The sequence below is a fragment of the Nocardioides lijunqiniae genome, assembly GCF_015024225.1.
Lineage (GTDB): Bacteria > Actinomycetota > Actinomycetes > Propionibacteriales > Nocardioidaceae > Nocardioides > Nocardioides lijunqiniae.
The window spans coordinates 1-14,718 of sequence record NZ_JACJGM010000014.1; the positions used below are offsets into that span (position 1 = coordinate 1).

Below are 14,718 nucleotides of genomic sequence, written 5' to 3' on the forward strand. Positions count from 1 at the left end.
GCCCCCCCCACTGTCCTGCCCCCCCGTCGCTGGGCCCCCCCCGGAGGTGTCCCCGGGCGGCCCCGACCCCGCACCGCACGAGAGGAACGAGATGACGCAGATGGACCTCCAGCCGCCCGACGTGGCCGCGCAGTCCGCCACGACGCCGGTCATCGAGATGCAGGACGTCTCGATCACCTTCGGGGCGGTGCGCGCGCTCTCCGGGGTCGGCCTGCGACTCCTGCCCGGCGAGGTCCACGCCCTCATGGGCGAGAACGGTGCCGGCAAGTCGACGCTGATCAAGGCGCTGACCGGCGTCTACACGATCGACGAGGGCACGATCCGCGTGGCCGGGGAGGAGCACCACTTCTCCTCGCCGGCGGCCGCCCAGGCGGCGGGCATCAGCACCGTCTACCAGGAGGTCAACCTGGTCCCTAACCTCACCGTGGCCGAGAACATGCTGCTCGGCCGGGAGCCCCGCCGCCTCGGGGGCATCCACGTCCGGGCGATGAACCGACGGGCCCGCGAGACCCTCGACCGGCTCGGCATCGACGTCGACCCGACCTCGACCCTGGGCGAGCACCCGATCGCCGTCCAGCAGCTCGTGGCCATCGCCCGCGCCGTCGACGTCGACGCGCGGGTGCTCATCCTCGACGAGCCCACCTCGAGCCTGGACGCCGACGAGGTGGCCAAGCTCTTCACGGTGATGCGGACCCTGCGGGACCAGGGCACCGCCATCGTGTTCGTCTCCCACTTCCTCGACCAGGTCTACGAGATCGCCGACCGCATGACGATCCTGCGCAACGGCCGCCTCGTCGGCGAGCGCACGGTGGCCTCGACCACCCAGCTGGAGCTGGTGCAGCTGATGATCGGGCGCGAGCTCGAGGTGCTGGAGCGGCTCGACCGGGAGGTCGCCGCCACCGACGCCCGGGCGGGCGGAGCCCCGGTGATGAAGGCCCTCGGGCTGAGCCGGAAGGGCTCGCTGGAGGCCTTCGACCTCGAGCTCTACGACGGCGAGGTGGTCGGCATCGCCGGGCTGCTCGGCTCGGGGCGCACCGAGCTGGCGCGCCTGCTGTTCGGCGCCGACACCGCCGACCACGGCGAGCTCCAGATCCGCTCGGAGCGGCGCCGGCTGCGCAGCCCCCGCCACGCGATCGACCGCAAGATCGCGTTCTCCAGCGAGAACCGCCGCGCCGAGGGCGTCATCGAGGACCTCACGGTCGCCGACAACATGCTGCTGGCGCTCCAGGCGTCCCGCGGCTGGCTGCGCCCGATCCCCACGGGAACCCGGCACCGGCTGGTCGCGGAGTACATCGAGACCCTCGACATCCGCCCGCCCGACCCTCAGGCGCTGATGCGCAACCTGTCCGGCGGCAACCAGCAGAAGGTGCTGCTCGCCCGCTGGCTGCTGACGCAGCCCGAGGTGCTGATCCTCGACGAGCCCACCCGCGGGATCGACATCGGCGCCAAGGCGCAGATCCAGCAGCTCGTCGCCGACCTGGCCCGCCGCGGCATGTCGGTGGTGTTCATCTCCGCCGAGCTGGAGGAGGTGCTCCGCCTCAGCGACCGCCTGGTGGTCATGCGCGACCGGCGCAAGATCGCGGAGCGACCCAACGACGACGTCAGCGTCAGCGACCTGCTGGAGATCATCGCCGGCGAGGCCACCTCGCCGCAGGAGGAGGAGTCCCGTGCGTAAGGTCCTCGCCCACCAGCTGGTCTGGCCGGTGCTCGCGCTGGTCGTGCTGCTCCTCATCAACGTGGTGGCCACCCCGTCGTTCTTCGACATCCGCATGCAGGACGGCCACCTCTTCGGCAGCCTGATCGACGTGCTGCGCAACAGCGCGCCGGTGCTCCTGGTCGCGCTCGGGATGACGCTGGTCATCGCGACCCGCGGCATCGACCTCTCGGTGGGGGCCGTCGCCGCCATCGCGGGGGCGGTCGCCTGCACCTACATCGTGGGCAGCGACGAGGGGGCCGTCGGCACCGCGATCGTGGCCTGCTCGATGGCGCTCGGGGTCTGCGTCCTGCTCGGCCTGTGGAACGGCTTCCTCGTCGCGGTGCTCGGCATCCAGCCCATCATCGCCACGCTCGTGCTGATGGTCGCCGGGCGCGGGCTGGCCATGCTGGTCACGGACGGGCAGATCACCACCGTCAACAACGACGTGTTCAGCGACCTGGCGTCGGGCTTCGTGCTGACGCTGCCGGTCGCGATGCTCGTGGCGCTGCTGGTCTTCGGCCTGACCGCCCTGGTCACCCGTCGTACGGCGCTCGGGATGCTCATCGAGGCCGTCGGGATCAACCCGGAGGCCAGCCGCCTGGCCGGCGTCCGGGCCCGCACGATCATCTGGACCGTCTACGTCTTCGCCGCCCTCTGCGCCGGGCTGGCGGGGTTGATCATCGCCGCCAACACCAACTCCGTGAACGCCAACAGCCTGGGCCTGTGGATCGAGCTCGACGCGATCCTCGCCGTCGTGATCGGCGGGACCTCCCTGGCCGGCGGACGCTTCTCGCTGACCGGCACGCTCGTCGGCGCGCTCTTCATCACCACCCTCGAGAAGACCATCCCCAACATCGGCATCCCCTCGGAGGCCAACTACCTGTTCAAGGCCCTCGTCGTCGTGGCGGTGTGCCTGGTCCAGTCGCCGAAGGCCCGCGCCGCGTTGCGCGTACGCCGCCCGGCGCCCCTCGTCGCGAAGGCAGCCACCTCATGAGCACCGCCACCGTCCCCGTCGCCGGAGCCTCCCCCTGGGACCGCGTCCGCGGCTACCGCCCGCCCTCGCGCTACCTGCCCGTGCTGGCGACGTTCGCGCTGTTCGTCGGCCTCTTCGGCGTCGGCGGCCTGCGCTACGAGGGCTTCGCCGACCCGCAGGTCTTCCTGAGCCTGCTGCTGGACAACGCGTTCCTGATCGTCCTGGCGGTGGGGATGACCTTCGTGATCCTCACCGGCGGCATCGACCTCTCGGTCGGCTCCGTGGTCGCGCTGTCGACGATGATCGCCGCCCGGACGCTCGAGCTGGGCTGGTCCCCGTACCTCGCCATGGCGACCGTGCTCGTGGTCGGCGCCGTGCTGGGCACCCTGATGGGGCTGCTCATCCACTACTTCGACATCCAGCCCTTCGTCGCCACGCTGGCCGGCATGTTCCTGGCGCGGGGACTGACCTACCTGATCAACGTGGAGTCGATCTCGATCAGCGACCCGACGTTCTCCGAGATCGCGTTCTCCACGATCACGCTGCCCGGCGGCTACTACACGACGTGGACCGTCGTGGTGGCCCTGGCCGTCGTGGCGGTGGCGGCCTACGTGCTGGCCCGCACCCGCTTCGGCCGCACCGTCTACGCCGTCGGCGGCAGCGAGAGCTCGGCCATGCTGATGGGGCTGCGCGTCGCGGCGGTGAAGGTCGGCGTCTACACGATCAGTGGCTTCTGCGCGGCGCTCGGCGGACTCCTGTTCGCGGTCTACACCCTGTCCGGCAACAGCCTGCACGCCGTGGGCATGGAGCTGGACGCCATCGCCGCGGTGGTGATCGGCGGCACCCTGCTCACCGGCGGGCGCGGGCTGGTGATCGGCTCCATGCTCGGCGTGCTGGTGCTCGGCACGATCCAGACCTTCATCTCCTTCGACGGCACCCTCAGCTCGTGGTGGACCAGGATCACCATCGGCCTGCTGGTGCTGGTGTTCGTGGTGATCCAGCGGTTCATGACACGGCGCCAGTCGTGACGGCCCCACTGCCGACCGGTCTGCCGACACCTCTGCCGACCGGGCCGCCGACCGACGCGCCGGCCCGTCCCACCGGCCGCGTCCCGGTGATGGCCGACGTCGCCCGGCTAGCCGGGGTCTCGCACCAGACGGTCTCGCGCGTCGTCAACGGGCAGAGCAACCTGCGCCCGGCCACCCGCGAGCGCGTCGAGCAGGCCATCCGCCAGCTGGGCTACCGGCCCAACACCGCCGCCCGCGCCCTGGTGACCCGCCGCTCGGCGACGATCGGGGTCATCGGGTCCAAGAGCGGCTACTGGGGTCCGAGCACGGTGCACCGCACCATCCAGGCGGCGGGTCGCGAGGCCGGCTACTTCGTGAGCTCGGTCAACCTGCCCAACCACACCCGCGCGTCGCTGACCGACGCCATCGACCACCTGCGCGACCACGCCGTGGAGGGGATCGTGCTGATCGCCGCCAACGACGACGCGCTGGAGGTGGCCCGGGCCCAGGAGGCCGGCGGCACGCCCGTCGTCGTGGTCGAGGGCGATCCCGACCGGGCGCGCTGGACCGTGGGCGTCGACCAGGTCGCGGGCGCCGAGCTCGGCACGCGGCACCTCATCGACCTCGGCCACGAGGACATCGCCCACCTCGCGGGCCCGCAGGAGTGGACTGAGGCCCGGGCCCGGCTGCTCGGCTTCCAGACGGCCATGTACGCCGCGGGGCTCCGGCCGTCGCGCCACCTGGTCGGCGACTGGTCGGCCCGCAGCGGCTACGAGGCCGGGCGGGAGATCGCTCAGGGCTCGAGCGACGTGACCGCCGTCTTCTGCGCCAACGACCAGATGGCGCTGGGCCTGCTGCGCGCGCTGTCGGAGGCCGGGCGCTCGGTCCCGGGCGACGTGAGCGTCGTGGGCTTCGACGACATCCCCGAGGCGGCGTACCTAATCCCGCCGCTGACCACCGTCCGGCAGGACTTCACCGCCGTCGGCCGCCGGGCGATCGAGATCCTGCGCGGCGCCATCGCGCACGACCCCGACCGGCGCGAGCCGGCCCGCCTGATCCGACCCGAGCTGGTCGTCCGCGCCAGCTCCGCGACCCCCCGCAGGAAGTAGGAGAGATGTCCGAGCAGCAGTACGTCGTGGGGGTCGACTTCGGCACCCTGTCGGGCCGCGCGCTGGTGGTGCGCGTGTCCGACGGCGCCGAGGTCGGCACCGCGACGCACGCCTACCCGCACGCGGTGATCGAGGACCGGCTCCCGGGGGCGTCGCGCCGGCTGCCGCCGGACTGGGCGCTCCAGGTGCCCGAGGACTACCGCGAGGTCCTGCGCACGGCGGTTCCCGAGGCCGTCGCGGCGGCCGGGATCGACCCGGGCGACGTGGTCGGCATCGCCACCGACTTCACCGCCTGCACGATGGTGCCGACCCTGGCCGACGGCACCCCGCTCTGCGAGCTCGACGGCCTCGCCGACCGGCCGCACGCCTACGTCAAGCTCTGGAAGCACCACGCCGCCCAGGGCCAGGCCGACCGGGTCAACCGCCTCGCCGAGGCGCGGGGCGAGGCCTGGCTCCCGCGCTACGGAGGCCTGATCTCCTCGGAGTGGGAGCTCGCGAAGGGGCTGCAGCTCTTCGAGGAGGACCGCGAGGTCTACGACCGGACCGAGCGCTGGGTCGAGGCCGCCGACTGGATCGTGTGGCAGCTGTGCGGCAGCTACGTCCGCAACGCGTGCTCCGCCGGCTACAAGGGCAACTACCAGCGCCTCGACGGCGAGCAGGAGGGGTCCTACCCCTCCCCGGGCTTCCTCGGGGCCCTCGCCCCGGGCTTCGAGTCGTTCGTGGCGGGCAAGGTCGACCAGCCGATCGGCCGGCTCGGCGACCGCGCGGGCTCCCTGACCGCCGAGGCGGCGGCGTGGACCGGGCTCCCCGAGGGCATCGCCGTGGCCGTCGGCAACGTCGACGCCCACGTGACCGCGCCCGCCGCGCAGGCGGTGGGCCCCGGGCAGATGGTCGCGATCATGGGCACCTCCACCTGTCACGTCGTGAGCTCCGAGGTGCTGCGCGAGGTGCCCGGCATGTGCGGGGTCGTGGACGGCGGGATCGTCGCCGGGTCCTGGGGCTACGAGGCCGGCCAGAGCGGCGTCGGCGACATCTTCGGCTGGTTCGTGGAGCACGCCGTGCCGCCGGCGTACGCCGACGCGGCGGCCGCCGCGGGCGAGTCGCTGCACGAGCACCTCACCCGGCTGGCCTCGGAGCAGGAGATCGGCGAGCACGGGCTGGTCGCCCTCGACTGGCACTCCGGCAACCGCTCGGTCCTGGTCGACCACGAGCTCTCGGGACTCGTGGTCGGCCTCACCCTGGCCACCCGGCCGGAGGACGTCTACCGCGCCCTCGTCGAGGCGACCGCCTTCGGGACCCGCGTGATCGTGGAGACCTTCCGCGACAGCGGGATCCCGGTCGACGGGCTCACCGTCGCGGGCGGGCTGGCGCGCAACCCCCTGCTGATGCAGGTCTACGCCGACGTGACGCGGCTGCCGCTGTCGATCCTCGACTCCGAGCAGGGCCCGGCGCTGGGCGCGGCGATCCACGCCGCCGTGGCGGCCGGCCACTACCCGGACGTCCCGACGGCGGCGAAGGCGATGGGGAGGGTCCGCACGGACGTCTACGTCCCCGACGAGCACCGGGCCACCGCCTACGACGCGCTCTTCGAGATCTACCTCGAGCTGCACGACCACTTCGGCCGCGAGCAGCCCACCATGCGCCGGCTCAAGGCGCTGCGGCGCGCGGCCGTCGGGCGGAGGGAGTCGCGATGACCGTGACCGCCGACGTCCGCGACACCGTCGTGGCCCTGCGCCGCGAGGTCTGCGCCCTCCACGAGCAGCTCACCCGCTACGGGCTCGTGGTGTGGACCGCCGGCAACGTCTCCGCGCGCGTGCCCGGGCACGACCTGCTGGTGATCAAGCCCAGCGGGGTCTCCTACGACGACCTCACGCCGGACAACATGGTCGTCTGCGACCTGCGGGGGCGCGTGGTGGAGGGGGACCACGCGCCCTCGTCGGACACCGAGGCCCAGGCCTACGTCTACCGCGAGCTGCCCGAGGTGGGCGGCGTCGTGCACACGCACTCGACGTACGCCACGGCCTGGGCCGCCCGCGGGGAGCCGGTGCCGTGCGTCCTCACGATGGGCGCCGACGAGTTCGGCGGGGAGATCCCCGTCGGCCCGTTCGCGATCATCGGCGACGACTCGATCGGCCGCGGGATCGTCGAGACCCTGCGCGGCAGCCGCTCACCGGCCGTCCTCATGCGCAACCACGGCGTCTTCAGCATCGGACCGACCGCGCGGGCCGCGGTGAAGGCCGCCGTGATGTGCGAGGACGTCGCCCGCACGGTGCACATCTCCCGCCAGCTCGGCGTCCCGCTCACCATCGACCCGGCCGACGTCGACTCGCTCTTCGACCGCTACCAGCACGTCTACGGACAGCAGAAGGACCCACGATGACCACGACCAGCACGCCCCTCCCCGAGGTCTGGTTCCTCACCGGCAGCCAGGGGCTCTACGGCCCCGAGACCCTGGACCAGGTCGCCGCCCAGTCGCAGGGCATCGTCGAGCGGCTCGGCGCCGCGGGCGAGCTGCCGACGACCGTCGTGTGGAAGCCCGTGCTCACCGACGCCGCCTCCATCCACCGGCAGATGCTGGACGCCAACAGCGCCTCGCAGTGCGTGGGCGTCATCGCGTGGATGCACACCTTCTCCCCGGCCAAGATGTGGATCGCCGGCCTCGACGCCCTGCAGAAGCCGCTGCTGCACCTGCACACCCAGGCCGGCATGGCGCTGCCGTGGGCGACGATCGACATGGACTTCATGAATCTCAACCAGGCCGCCCACGGCGACCGGGAGTTCGGCTACATCCAGTCCCGCCTCGGCATCGCCCGCAAGACCGTCGCCGGGCACGTCGAGTCGCCTGTGGTCGCGCAGCGCATCGCCCACTGGGCCCGCGCCGCCGTCGGCCGCCACGAGACCCGCACCCTGCGGCTGGCCCGCTTCGGCGACAACATGCGCGACGTCGCGGTCACCGAGGGCGACAAGGTCGAGGCGCAGCGCCGCTTCGGGGTCTCGGTCAACACCTACGGCGTCAACGACCTGGTCGCCGTCGTGGACCAGGTCGCCGACACCGACATCGACAAGCTCGTCACCGAGTACGCCGACACCTACCGCGTCGCGCCCGAGCTGCTGCCCGCCGGCGAGCGCCACGAGTCGCTGCGCTACGGCGCGCGGGTCGAGCTGGGGCTGCGGTCCTTCCTCGGTGAGGGGGGCTTCGGCGCCTTCACGACCAACTTCGAGGACCTCGGCGGCCTGCGCCAGCTGCCGGGCCTGGCGGTGCAGCGGCTCATGGCCGACGGCTACGGCTTCGGCGGCGAGGGCGACTGGAAGACGTCGGTGCTGCTGCGCGCGACCAAGGTCATGGCCTCCGGGCTTCCCGGCGGCACGTCGTTCATGGAGGACTACACCTACCACCTGGTCCCCGGCGAGGAGAAGATCCTCGGCGCCCACATGCTCGAGGTCTGCCCGAGCATCACCAGCGAGCGGCCGTCCCTGGAGGTGCACCCGCTCGCCATCGGCGGGCGCGAGGACCCCGTGCGGCTGCGCTTCACCGGCGACCCGGGCCCCGCGGTCGTCGCGGGGCTGGCCGACCTCGGCGACCGGCTCCGGCTGACCGTCAACGAGATCGACTGCGTCGAGCCCGACGAGGCGCTCCCGCAGCTCCCGGTCGCGTGCGCCGTCTGGAAGCCCCGCCCCTCGCTGTCGACGTCGGCCGAGTCGTGGCTGATGGCCGGGGCGCCGCACCACACCGTGCTCTCCCAGGCGGTGGGCGTCGAGGTGCTCGAGGACTTCGCGGAGATGACCGGCGTCGAGATGCTCACCATCGACGCCGACACCACACCCCGGTCCTTCCAGCGCGAGCTGCGGTGGAACGCCGCCTACCACCGCCTCGCCCAGGGACTCTGACGCGTCGGGGCCACGGCGCGACGAGCGCCGGTGACCGATGAGTCCGGCGACGGCGCCGGGTCGGCACCGGCATGGACACCCTCGACCTCGGACCCGCGGCCGCGAGCATGCGTCGCCTGGTCCTCGCCACCACCGACGACCAGCTGACGCTGCCGACGCCGTGCCCCGACTACACGGTCGGCGACCTCGTCGAGCACGTCGGTGGGCTCACGATCGCGTTCACCGGCGCCGCCCACCGGCAGCCCGTGCCCGGCGCCGACGGCGGCGGGGCCGGTGACGCCTCCCGGTTGGAGGAGGGCTGGCGCGACCGCATCGTCCGCGACCTGGAGGTGCTCGTCGAGGCCTGGCTCAACCCGGCGGCGTACGACGGCATGACCGCGGCGGGCGGCGTGGACCTGCCCGGCGCGGTGGCGGCCCAGGTGGCGCTGAACGAGCTCGTCGTGCACGGCTGGGACCTCGCCCGGGCCACGGACCGGCGGTGCGACCCCGATCCCGCCTCGGTGGCCGCCTGCCGGGAGTTCGTCGCCGGCTTCGAGGTGCCGCCCGAGGCCGGCGACGGTCCCTTCGGCCCGCCTGTCACGCCGCCCGACGACGCGACCGACCTCGAGCGCCTGGTCGCCCTCACCGGCCGCGACCCGCGCGCCTGAGCGCGCCGGGGCTGGCGCGACCCAGATTTCACCGACCTCCACCGGCTCCGGTAGCCTTCCCGGCGGTGGCGTGTCCGAGCGGCCTAAGGAGAACGCCTCGAAAGCGTTTGTCGGTGCAAGCCGACCGAGGGTTCAAATCCCTCCGCCACCGCCAGCGGATCCTCCGGGATCCAGACCGACGAGAGTCGGGAGAACCGCCCACGTGCGAGACCTTCGCCGGGGCGGTTCTCGCATTCCCGGCCGGGGCGCCGAACCCCACCCGGTCGCCGGTGGTGCTCCCGGGGTCGTCCGCCGCCCCGTGAGCGGCCTCCCTAGGATGCCGCCTGACCTGTCCCAGCTCCAGGAGCTCACGTGGCCATCAAGGTGAAGGAAGGCCGCCCCGGAACGGGCGGTCGGCAGCGGAGGACCCCCTGGTGGCAGGGGGTCCTCATGGTCGTCGGGGTGCTGGCGGGCCTGTTCGCGCTGGCAGTGGGCGGTCGCTGGCTCGCCGTCGTCGTGGCGCCCTGGCTCTACCTCCTCGCCGACGGCGACCACGCCCGGCTGGTCGCGATCCTGATGACGCTCTGGGCCCTGCTCCCGCTGGGGTGCTTCGGTGTGTGGCGGGTGCATCGACGTGCGGGACGCGTCTGGGGGTGGGTGGCGGCCGCCGCGCTCTCGCCGCTGGCGCTGTTCCTGTGGGGCACCGTCCCGGGACGCAACAACAACGGCCGGCTGTCGCGCTCGCTCAACGACGCGGTGGGCGGGGGCCTCGCGGACACCGGCGAGGTCTTCGTGACCGTCGCGCTGGCCGGGCTCTTCGGCGCCTTCGGCCTGGCGCTCCTCAGCGGCTTCGTCCTCGGCCCGCGCGTCACCCGGACGCGGGTCGCGATCGCGGTGCTCGTCGCCGTCGTCGCCTGGGCCGGGACGGGCGTGCTGATCACGCGGGTGGTCGGCGACACCGAGCCGCGCGGCTCCTGGCTGGAGCAGACGGCCGAGCAGGTGAGGGGCGGCGACGAGGGCCTGACCGGAGGGTTCCGCGTCGGCCTCGACACCTCGGTGCTCGAGGTCGTCGACTGCGACGAGGCGGCCGAGGCGCTGCGGCTCGACGGCGACGTGCCGGAGCTCGAGGGCTGCCGCCAGGCGCTGCTGGTCTCCGCGACCGGGCGCCACGGCGAGGGGGCCGAGCGCAGGTCGTCGGGCTCGCTCGTCGCCGTCGTCCTTCAGACCCGCACCGAGGGGCAGCTCGAGGACCTCGACGAGGCGCTGGACGGCGTCGAGCTGGTCGCCGGTGCGGGCCTCCCCGAGCCCCCGGGCCAGACGCTGGCGACGAAGGCCTCGCGGGCCCTCTCCCTCGTGATCGCCGCCGAGGACACGGGGGACATCCCGCTCCCGGCCGAGGGAGCCGGCCTGCGCCCCCTCACCCGGGCGCTGGCCTACGTCCACATCGGCACCGCGACGGGCTTCTACCTCGCCCCGCCGGACGAGACGCCCGCCTCCGGAGGGCCTGCGTAGGGTCGGGACATGACGTCATCGACGAGCCGGGCCGTGCCCGCCCTCCTGCTCGCCGGCGCGCTGGCCCTGACGGCCTGCGGCGGCTCGGACGCGGAGTCCGACGAGGGCGGCGCCGGCGCACGCGACCAGGACGTGGCGTTCGCGTCCGACATGATCCAGCACCACGCGCAGGCGCTGGTCCTGGTCGACCACACGGTCGGGCGCGAGCTGAGCCCCGACGTGGCGGACCTCGCCGAGGGCATCCGGGAGGCGCAGGCGCCCGAGATCGAGACGATGACCGACTGGCTGCTCGCGTGGGGCGAGGAGGTGCCGGCCACCGTGCGCGACCACGTCAACGCCGAGGGCCACGCCTCCGAGGGCGGGGACGACGTCGGCGAGCAGATGCCCGGGATGGTCGGCGCGGAGGAGCTCGCGGCCCTCGAGGCGGCTCCGGACGCGGAGTTCGAGGCCCGCTGGCTGCGGCTGATGGTCGAGCACCACGAGGGTGCGGTCACGATGGCCGAGGAGCAGGTGCGCGACGGCGACGACGCGGACGCGGTGGCGCTCGCCGAGCGGGTCGTGGCCGGCCAGGGCGCCGAGATCCGGCAGATGGAGGCCTTGCTCGAGGCCGCGGGCTAGCGGAAGGTGACTCCGCCGCAGGGGCAGTCGAACCGGGAGACCGAGCGGCCGCCGTCGTCGTAGTCCACGGTGCTGAGCGCCCACTGGTGCTCGTGCCCGCGGACGTCGGCGGCGGCCGTCGGCTGCTCCCTCACGTGTTGCTCCGAGGTCAGATCTCGGTACGGCGCTCGCTGACGGTCTGGCTGCCATCGGGGTGGACGGTGGTGGCGCTGCTGCGGGCACGGCGCCCGCTGTTCATCGTCACGGCCGAGAGGATGATCACTCCGAGTCCCACGAGGGCGCAGATCCAACCGACCATCTGCAGGTCGACGCCGCTGACGGCGTCCTGGACGGCGAGCGCCAGGACGAGTCCCACGACGAGGAGGAAAGCTCCGAGTCCGTATCCCATGTCGAGCTCCTTGCGTCTGTGGTCCCTTCCGTGGGACCAACCCCGGCCGGATACCCGGTCGCCCGCCCAGTGAAACACTGAGAGGCCTCTGACCTGGGAAGATGCGTGTCGGAGCGGCGCAGGTGGGCTAGTCCACGGGCAGGGCCTCGGTCAGGCAGAGGGCCAGCAGGCGACCCGGACGGGCCTCGGTGAAGACCGCCCAGCCCTCCTCGAACGACACGTGGAGCAGGCGGCCGTGGCGGCGGACGAGCGCCGAGCGGGGCTCGACGTCGGTGTCGAACCCGGCCTCGACGCAGTCGTGCCGGTCCATCGCGCGCAGCAGGGCCGCGGAGGGCCGATGCGCCTCGACCGTGGTCGCGGGCGGCTGCACCACGGGCTGCTGCGGCCGCTCGGCGCCGCCACCCACGAGCCCGAAGCCCAGCGCGACGACGGCGATGACCACGAGCGACTTCACCGCGGTCAGCGCGACGGCCTGTCCGCGGGGCGGTCTGCGTCCCGTCCCGGCACCTCCCACCGCTCGCACTCCGGTCCAACGAGGCGGGTGGGGCAGGGTCACGGGCGGCCCGATGTGGGCCCGGCGTGGCCCCAGGGTGATCAGGGACCGACGCCGTCCCCCCGCCGCTGCCGTCGTAGGTGAGGATGAGGCATGACCTGGTTCGCCTCACCCGCCGACGCCGTCGAGCGCCTGACCGCCGTCGGCTACCTCGCCGACGCGGCCACCGCCACCACGACCTTCCTCGCCGGGGCGCTCGAGAAGCCGATGCTGGTCGAGGGGCCCGCCGGCGTCGGCAAGACCGAGCTCGCCAAGGCGGTGGCCCGCGCGACGGGCGCCGAGCTCGTGCGGCTGCAGTGCTACGAGGGGCTCGACGAGGCGCGCGCGCTCTACGAGTGGAACTACAAGAAGCAGCTGCTGCGCATCCAGGCGTCCTCGGGCGACCAGGAGTGGTCGGCGACGCACGACGACATCTTCACCGAGGAGTTCCTGCTCACCCGGCCGCTGCTGACGGCGATCCGGCGCGAGGAGCCCACGGTGCTGCTCATCGACGAGGTCGACAAGACCGACGTGGAGGTCGAGGGGCTGCTGCTGGAGGTGCTCTCGGACTTCCAGGTGACGATCCCCGAGCTCGGCACGGTCTCCGCCGTGCGCCGCCCGCTGGTCTTCCTGACCTCCAACGCCACCCGCGAGCTGTCGGAGGCCGTCAAGCGGCGCTGCCTCTACCTCCACCTCGACTACCCCGACGCCGAGCGCGAGCGCGAGATCGTGTCCTCGCAGGTGCCGGGCCTGGACGACCGGGTCGCCGAGCAGCTCGTCGCCACCGTCGGCCGCCTGCGCGAGCTGGAGCTGAAGAAGGCTCCGTCGATCGCGGAGTCCGTCGACTGGGCCCGCACGCTGATCGCCCTGGAGATCCGCGACCTCGACGACAAGGCCGTGAACGACACCCTGGGCGTCGTGCTCAAGCACGCGTCCGACCACGACCGGGCGATCCGCGAGCTCCGGCTGAGGCGATGACCCCGGGTTCGTCGGGCCTCCTCGACCGCCACATCGCCTTCCTCGAGGCGCTGCGGGGAGCCGGCCTGCCGGTGTCGCTGGCCGAGGACCTCGACGCGATCGCGGCCCTGACCGCGCTGGACTGGTCCGAGCGCGCCGTCGTCCGCGACGCGTACGCCGCCACGCTGCTCAAGCGCCAGGTGCAGCGGCCGACGTTCGAGGCGCTGTTCGACCTCTACTTCCCGCGGCTCGTCGGGGCCGGCGCCACGCCCCCCGACGAGGAGGGCTCCGCCGACGAGTCGGGTGGAGCCCGCGACAACGCCCAGGCGCTGGCGTCGTTCCGCGAGGACCTGGTCGAGGCGCTGAGCGACGACGACGGGCAGCGGCTGCAGCGGCTCGCCGCCGAGATGGTGGGCCGCTTCGGGGCGATGCCCGGCCGCGGCCCCGGGCTGTCGTCGTGGTCGGCCTACACCGCGCTGCAGCGGGTCTCCCCGCAGCAGCTGGTCGACCGGATCGTCGCGGCGCTGCTCGCCGAGGGGCGCACGGAGGAGGAGGCGCAGCGCACCTCCGGTCGGCGCATCGGCGCGTTCACGCGCCGCGTCGAGGACGACGCCCGGCGCCGGATCGCGGAGGAGAAGGGGCCCGACCACGTCGCCAACGTCGCCCTCAAGCCCAGCATCGACCGGCTCGACTTCACCTCGGCACGCAAGACCGACCTGGAGGAGATGCGACGCGAGATCTACCCGCTCGCGCGCCGCCTGGCGACCCGGCTCACCCAGGAGCACCACGCGCGCCGCCGGGGGCCGCTGGACTTCCGGCGCACGGTGCGGGCCTCGATGTCGACCGGCGGCGTCCCGCTGGTCACGCACCACCGGCCCAAGCGCCCCCACCGCACCGAGCTCGTCGTGCTCTGCGACGTCAGCGGCTCGGTCGCCAACTTCGCGCAGTTCACGCTGCTGCTGGTCTTCGCGCTGCAGGACCAGTTCCAGAAGGTGCGGGCGTTCACCTTCATCGACCACGTCCACGAGGTCACCCACCACTTCCGGCCCGGCGCCGACGTTGCCGACGTGATGGCCGACCTCGCCGCCAGCACGTCGCACGCGGCCCTGTGGGGGCGCACCAACTACGGCCGCGCGCTGGCGAAGTTCGAGGAGTCGCACCCCGACGCGCTCGGGCCCAAGTCGTCGCTGCTGATCCTCGGCGACGCGCGGTCCAACTACAGCGACCTGAACGCCGACGTGCTGCAGCGGCTCGCCGACTCGACCCGGCACGCGTGGTGGCTCAACCCCGAGGCGCGCCGCCACTGGGGCACCGGCGACTCCGCCGCCCCGACGTACGGCGAGATCGTGCCGATGGTGGAGTGCCGCAACCTCACCCAGCTCGGCGAGTTCGTGCACGACCTCGCGATCTGA

Annotated in this window: 15 protein-coding genes and 1 tRNA gene; 13 read left to right on the plus strand and 3 right to left on the minus strand. The window is 73.2% G+C overall.

The genetic code is table 11. The features are described from left to right. The first annotated feature begins 91 nt into the window (after window positions 1-91). The 11 genes from IRQ30_RS10500 (at window position 92) to IRQ30_RS10550 (ending at window position 11,429) form a co-directional block, all read left to right on the plus strand. On the plus strand, window positions 92-1,675 hold the full coding sequence (locus tag IRQ30_RS10500) for a sugar ABC transporter ATP-binding protein (protein WP_227467415.1): 1,584 nt from the start codon (window positions 92-94) through the stop codon (window positions 1,673-1,675). Further along, entirely contained in the window at window positions 1,668-2,690 is a 1,023-nt protein-coding gene (locus IRQ30_RS10505; RefSeq protein WP_193607900.1) for an ABC transporter permease subunit, read from the plus strand. Before IRQ30_RS10500 ends, IRQ30_RS10505 begins: the two co-directional genes overlap by 8 nt. Further along, window positions 2,687-3,697 carry a galactofuranose ABC transporter, permease protein YjfF gene (gene yjfF, locus IRQ30_RS10510; protein WP_193607899.1) on the plus strand — a complete coding sequence of 337 codons (1,011 nt, stop codon included), beginning with the start codon at window positions 2,687-2,689 and terminating at the stop codon, window positions 3,695-3,697. The genes IRQ30_RS10505 and yjfF overlap by 4 nt, the downstream gene beginning before the upstream one ends. Beyond that, window positions 3,694-4,785 carry a LacI family DNA-binding transcriptional regulator gene (locus tag IRQ30_RS10515; RefSeq protein WP_338089654.1) on the plus strand — a complete coding sequence of 364 codons (1,092 nt, stop codon included), beginning with the start codon at window positions 3,694-3,696 and terminating at the stop codon, window positions 4,783-4,785. The genes yjfF and IRQ30_RS10515 overlap by 4 nt, the downstream gene beginning before the upstream one ends. A 5-nt stretch (window positions 4,786-4,790) precedes the next feature. Further along, on the plus strand, window positions 4,791-6,479 hold the full coding sequence (araB, locus tag IRQ30_RS10520) for a ribulokinase (protein ID WP_193612844.1): 1,689 nt from the start codon (window positions 4,791-4,793) through the stop codon (window positions 6,477-6,479). Continuing rightward, on the plus strand, window positions 6,476-7,165 hold the full coding sequence (locus IRQ30_RS10525) for an L-ribulose-5-phosphate 4-epimerase (protein WP_193612845.1): 690 nt from the start codon (window positions 6,476-6,478) through the stop codon (window positions 7,163-7,165). Before araB ends, IRQ30_RS10525 begins: the two co-directional genes overlap by 4 nt. Further along, a complete protein-coding gene (gene araA / locus IRQ30_RS10530; RefSeq protein ID WP_193612846.1) occupies window positions 7,162-8,673 on the plus strand; it encodes an L-arabinose isomerase in 1,512 nt (503 codons plus the stop codon). Before IRQ30_RS10525 ends, araA begins: the two co-directional genes overlap by 4 nt. A 71-nt stretch (window positions 8,674-8,744) precedes the next feature. Next, window positions 8,745-9,320, plus strand: coding sequence for a TIGR03086 family metal-binding protein (locus tag IRQ30_RS10535; protein ID WP_193612847.1), 576 nt, complete (start codon window positions 8,745-8,747; stop codon window positions 9,318-9,320). A gap of 64 nt (window positions 9,321-9,384) precedes the next feature. After that, window positions 9,385-9,474, plus strand: a tRNA-Ser gene (locus IRQ30_RS10540). Window positions 9,475-9,671: 197 nt separating this feature from the next. Continuing rightward, on the plus strand, window positions 9,672-10,811 hold the full coding sequence (locus tag IRQ30_RS10545) for a hypothetical protein (RefSeq protein ID WP_193612848.1): 1,140 nt from the start codon (window positions 9,672-9,674) through the stop codon (window positions 10,809-10,811). Window positions 10,812-10,820: 9 nt separating this feature from the next. Next, window positions 10,821-11,429 (plus strand): DUF305 domain-containing protein, encoded by a 609-nt coding sequence (locus IRQ30_RS10550; protein WP_193612849.1) that lies wholly within the window; start codon window positions 10,821-10,823, stop codon window positions 11,427-11,429. Here IRQ30_RS10550 and IRQ30_RS10555 read toward each other — a convergent pair. From IRQ30_RS10555 to IRQ30_RS10565, 3 genes are all read right to left on the minus strand, one after another. Then, entirely contained in the window at window positions 11,426-11,563 is a 138-nt protein-coding gene (locus tag IRQ30_RS10555; RefSeq protein ID WP_193612850.1) for a hypothetical protein, read from the minus strand. The genes IRQ30_RS10550 and IRQ30_RS10555 overlap by 4 nt on opposite strands. A gap of 14 nt (window positions 11,564-11,577) precedes the next feature. Then, the gene (locus IRQ30_RS10560) at window positions 11,578-11,817 is read right to left on the minus strand and encodes a DUF6458 family protein (RefSeq protein ID WP_193607891.1); all 240 of its coding nucleotides are present in this window, start codon (window positions 11,815-11,817) and stop codon (window positions 11,578-11,580) included. A 127-nt stretch (window positions 11,818-11,944) separates the two neighbouring features. Beyond that, window positions 11,945-12,271: a hypothetical protein gene (locus tag IRQ30_RS10565; RefSeq protein ID WP_193612851.1), complete on the minus strand. Its 327-nt coding sequence runs from the start codon at window positions 12,269-12,271 to the stop codon at window positions 11,945-11,947. A gap of 192 nt (window positions 12,272-12,463) precedes the next feature. Here IRQ30_RS10565 and IRQ30_RS10570 point away from each other — a divergent pair, with 192 nt between their 5' ends. After that, a complete protein-coding gene (locus IRQ30_RS10570) occupies window positions 12,464-13,327 on the plus strand; it encodes an AAA family ATPase (RefSeq protein WP_193612852.1) in 864 nt (287 codons plus the stop codon). Then, window positions 13,324-14,718 (plus strand): vWA domain-containing protein, encoded by a 1,395-nt coding sequence (locus IRQ30_RS10575; RefSeq protein WP_193612853.1) that lies wholly within the window; start codon window positions 13,324-13,326, stop codon window positions 14,716-14,718. Before IRQ30_RS10570 ends, IRQ30_RS10575 begins: the two co-directional genes overlap by 4 nt.

Bases quoted from the DNA above. Each gene is read 5' to 3' on its own strand.
- IRQ30_RS10500 (WP_227467415.1), top strand. From the start codon at position 92: ATGACGCAGATGGACCTCCAGCCGCCCGACGTGGCCGCGCAGTCCGCC.
- yjfF (WP_193607899.1), top strand. From the start codon at position 2,687: ATGAGCACCGCCACCGTCCCCGTCGCCGGAGCCTCCCCCTGGGACCGC.
- araB (WP_193612844.1), top strand. From the start codon at position 4,791: ATGTCCGAGCAGCAGTACGTCGTGGGGGTCGACTTCGGCACCCTGTCG.
- IRQ30_RS10525 (WP_193612845.1), top strand. From the start codon at position 6,476: ATGACCGTGACCGCCGACGTCCGCGACACCGTCGTGGCCCTGCGCCGC.
- araA (WP_193612846.1), top strand. From the start codon at position 7,162: ATGACCACGACCAGCACGCCCCTCCCCGAGGTCTGGTTCCTCACCGGC.
- IRQ30_RS10535 (WP_193612847.1), top strand. From the start codon at position 8,745: ATGGACACCCTCGACCTCGGACCCGCGGCCGCGAGCATGCGTCGCCTG.
- IRQ30_RS10550 (WP_193612849.1), top strand. From the start codon at position 10,821: ATGACGTCATCGACGAGCCGGGCCGTGCCCGCCCTCCTGCTCGCCGGC.
- IRQ30_RS10560 (WP_193607891.1), bottom strand. From the start codon at position 11,817: ATGGGATACGGACTCGGAGCTTTCCTCCTCGTCGTGGGACTCGTCCTG.
- IRQ30_RS10570 (WP_193612852.1), top strand. From the start codon at position 12,464: ATGACCTGGTTCGCCTCACCCGCCGACGCCGTCGAGCGCCTGACCGCC.
- IRQ30_RS10575 (WP_193612853.1), top strand. From the start codon at position 13,324: ATGACCCCGGGTTCGTCGGGCCTCCTCGACCGCCACATCGCCTTCCTC.